The organism is Shewanella sp. SG44-2, assembly GCF_014164215.1.
In the GTDB taxonomy this organism is placed as follows: domain Bacteria; phylum Pseudomonadota; class Gammaproteobacteria; order Enterobacterales; family Shewanellaceae; genus Shewanella; species Shewanella frigidimarina.
The window spans coordinates 1-3578 of the sequence record NZ_JACJEU010000057.1 but is presented as its reverse complement, the minus strand read 5'-3'; the positions used below and the strand labels follow the sequence as shown (position 1 = coordinate 3578).

Genomic DNA, 3578 nt, shown 5'->3' with positions numbered 1-3578 from the left:
TGGGTTGTTGCAGCATAAATTCGGTCAGTTGAGTGCGATTTAAACGCTTATTGAAGACTTGTTTTGCATGACAATCCATCCCAAGGACTTGAAATACATTCTTGGCCAAATCAATCGAAATAGTGTTAACTTTCATGGTGGACGCTCCTTAAGTAACTGCGTGGTTCAACATCAGTTTGGCGCATTGACGCCGTATTAGGGAGCGTCCATCTCATCATCCATGGCCAGCTCACGATATTTTCTTCAACGGCCTCAAGTTCAGAGTTCAATTTGTCCATTTTCAATTAAGCAGGCAAACTCATTTATGCCCCATTCCTTGTTAGTGCTATTACACAATCACTTTGGGTGCATCAGCATTTACCATAAAAAATCTATTGATAAGTAGCATCAAATAATAGGTAAATGACTTCTTTTTATGATAGGTAGTTCGATAAAATTCTTTCCTAGTGATTATGGTTTATTTTTTTTTGGTGTGAATATTATAAAAATCCTATAGAACACAGAAATTATTGACATATGTCATGCAATAAAAAGCTTCCGTATTTTAAAATAACTTAGTATTGTTAGTTTCTAAACTATGGAAAGATACTGGCTTTGTAACAAGGATGAATATGAGTATTTGTAATAGCAGACATAGACATGACCCAACATTTGAAACTCTTCCCCTAGACCAAGGCGGCGCTGGCAGGCATAGATGCTGCGGATGCGCCTACGAACGAGGCTATGACCTTGGCTTGCAGAGAGAAGAACTATTAAACATTGATATTGAATCCCTTCCAGAAAGCCAAGCAGGCACAGTCAGACATAGAAGTCCACACTCTGCTTTTGCAATGGGCTACCAAGATGGTGTAGTGGCTTCTTACATGAGTTAACTAGGCAACAAAAAAACCATTTAATAAAAATGAATAATTGTCTTTATATATGTGACAACTTTACTGAATTAGCTATTTTTCATACAGGCACTGCTAATGACTCAAATCACTAATGCGAAGAATCTTGCAAGTTCATTAATTCAACGAATGGCATGGGAGTCGCAGTGTAAGCCGTTATTAAAATCATATGGAGTAGCTATAAGCCTAGGCGCAGAAGCAACTAAATTAAAGTTATTCAATGAATTTGATAAAAGCGAACTATATGCCCAGAAGTTCATAACAAACCTTCATAATCACTACTTGGATGTACTCTATTCTGGCGACTGTACTTTACAAATATTTAAAGAAGAAAAATTAAAATTCAATTCTCTTTATGAATCAGTCACAGCAATTACTCCAGCCAAGACAATAGCTACTAAGTTCTTTCCATACGGTGTTGCTACAGATGATCTAAGTGCCTTAAGTGAAAAAACCGAGTTAACCTTTAAAGCTGTTTATAATGGAAAGCTGTATTTATTTTTTTCGACTAATAGAACCATTACTGAACGCACAAATATCAACCCTAAATTATTACGAGAAAGTGATGACGTAACTAAATTCTTGCAAAAGTACTCATCAATAACAGCTTTTACTGATATACCTCGTCAGTACCTTGATATGGTATGCTTAAACCCCGAAGATTGCACAATTGAATTTCGTCTAGATACATCCTCTGCCGTTGCATTTAAAGATATTGAAAAATTGTTTGCAGAGCTTAGAGTTGCATTCCGAGATTTACTTCCACCGTCCCATAAGCCAAATATACTCAAGCAGCCTGTAAACTTTTTCCCTTTGATCGATAGCCTTTATACAAACAAAAACTGTAGAGTGTGCGAGCTTAGCTTTATCTCTGCCGACGGCTATGTCCACTCGGATCGAGATAGGAATAAAACCGATAATGGCGACATCAGAATGGAGGATTTCCACATCGGAGGGGTGGACAAGTGTGAAATAACTCCCTATAAAATCTCTACTAGATGGCCTTCTAGTTTTAATCCTAAATTAAAATATGACTACGAGCTTTCTTTGAATTCTACCTTTAGGGAGCTTAGCAAGCTGGAAGAGAAATTTTTAGGTTACGCGGTTATTACTGCATGCCCTTCAATCTCCGATATGGAAGAAATACTAAACCTACTGAAGACAGAAGATGAATTATCTAAAGTTAGTTGATACAGCCAAAAAGGACTGGGAATCCAGACCTAATCTTGCAGAAGCTTGCGAGAGGCTTATCAATGCCGTTCACGGAATGGCACCTAACAAGTTTAGACATATGACTTTTTCCTACATCAAGAACCTTTCTGGTGTAGATCTTGAGTCTACAGACGTAGTGCTTGTTACGCAGTATCTTTGTGGCGACAGGATAAGATTATTTGATGCGGGATTTGAATACATTACTGATACAGAAAACTTCATATTAGATGATGATAATAGCTACTTTGCAATGACAGAAAATGCTATTGCACACCCTATATCTGGTGATGTAATTCATGACGTAAAAAGCGATGTTTACATGTTTTTTACCCTTGCTAAAAATGAACCTGACAATGAGTCCTAAGATGCTTTCATTAGAACAATTCTCCATTGAACAGCTTGAAGGGCTAGAGGACTCCATACCTGAAATAGCAGGGTTTCCTAGTCGATTGATGGCAGGGAAGCGTGGTTATGAAACTTGGATTGCAAGGTTATATCAAGATGTCGATAATATTATTAAAAACCGCATATATCCGTCTGCTTCATATCGACAAGATGACGCTGAAGACAGATACAATGTCGATATCGCAGGCTTCCTTTCCCAAATAGGGTATCAAGCATCTCACGACAAATGGATGAATGGACACCCAGACATTTATGTAGAAAGCTCTCGTGGATTTAAGTGGATTGCTGAGTCAAAATTACACAGCGATTACGGCACACTTCTTAGTGGTTTCAAACAGTTGTGCGAAAGGTATTCATCAGGATTCGTTGGGCAAAACCATGGAGCAATATTGATAATCACAAAAAATATCAGCACCAAAAGCCTCATGAATACTTGGAAAGAAAGACTTTCTAATGATGAGGATTACAAAAATAAAAAGGTTGTAGTGGATAATTGCCAGATAGATGAGCTTTGCTTTATATCTAAGCATGAACACACCGTTACAGGCGAAAGCTTCACTGTCAGACACCTTCCTATAAGTATTCTATGTAAACCAACAGATAAAAGCGCGCTTGCTAGAAAGAAATGATGGTTCACAGGCTTCGCTCGAGAGCTTGTGCATAGAAGTCAAGGATAATGGGTCGAAGTGAATTAGGGATTTCAAATAAACTAAGATATTTTTTCTAATCAATGCCAGCTTAAGCAAACCCCCATAACCTAAGTCATTTCTGTCCAAAAAATAAGTTAGCTTTGCTTAAAGTTTTATAAATTCAACTCTGCACTTGAGGCCGTTGAAGAAAATAGCGTGAGCCTGACAGGACGTCAGGCTAGCTTTCGTTGGCTATGGATGATGAGATGGACGCTCCCTAATACGGCGTCAATGCGCCAAACTGATGTTGAACCACGCAGTTACTTAAGGAGCGTCCACCATGAAAGTTACCACTATTTCGATTGATTTGGCCAAGAATGTATTTCAAGTCCTTGGGATGGATTGTCATGCAAAACAAGTCTTCAATAAGCGTTTAAATCGC

3 protein-coding genes and 2 pseudogenes are annotated in these 3578 nt (G+C 38.1%); 4 read left to right on the top strand and 1 reads right to left on the bottom strand.

What is annotated here, in order from left to right; genetic code table 11:
- Window positions 1-136 (bottom strand): annotated as a pseudogene (locus H5181_RS20165) (IS110 family transposase); the annotation flags it as partial.
- An 832-nt stretch (window positions 137-968) separates the two neighbouring features.
- Between H5181_RS20165 and H5181_RS20160 the strand changes: the two are divergent.
- From H5181_RS20160 to H5181_RS20145, 4 genes and pseudogenes are all read left to right on the top strand, one after another.
- Window positions 969-2081, top strand: coding sequence for a hypothetical protein (locus H5181_RS20160; protein WP_182751879.1), 1113 nt, complete (start codon window positions 969-971; stop codon window positions 2079-2081).
- Window positions 2059-2466 (top strand): hypothetical protein, encoded by a 408-nt coding sequence (locus H5181_RS20155; RefSeq protein ID WP_182751878.1) that lies wholly within the window; start codon window positions 2059-2061, stop codon window positions 2464-2466. Before H5181_RS20160 ends, H5181_RS20155 begins: the two co-directional genes overlap by 23 nt.
- A gap of 1 nt (window position 2467) precedes the next feature.
- Window positions 2468-3136: a hypothetical protein gene (locus tag H5181_RS20150; RefSeq protein WP_182751877.1), complete on the top strand. Its 669-nt coding sequence runs from the start codon at window positions 2468-2470 to the stop codon at window positions 3134-3136.
- Window positions 3137-3476: 340 nt separating this feature from the next.
- Window positions 3477-3578: pseudogene (locus H5181_RS20145) on the top strand (IS110 family transposase); the annotation flags it as partial.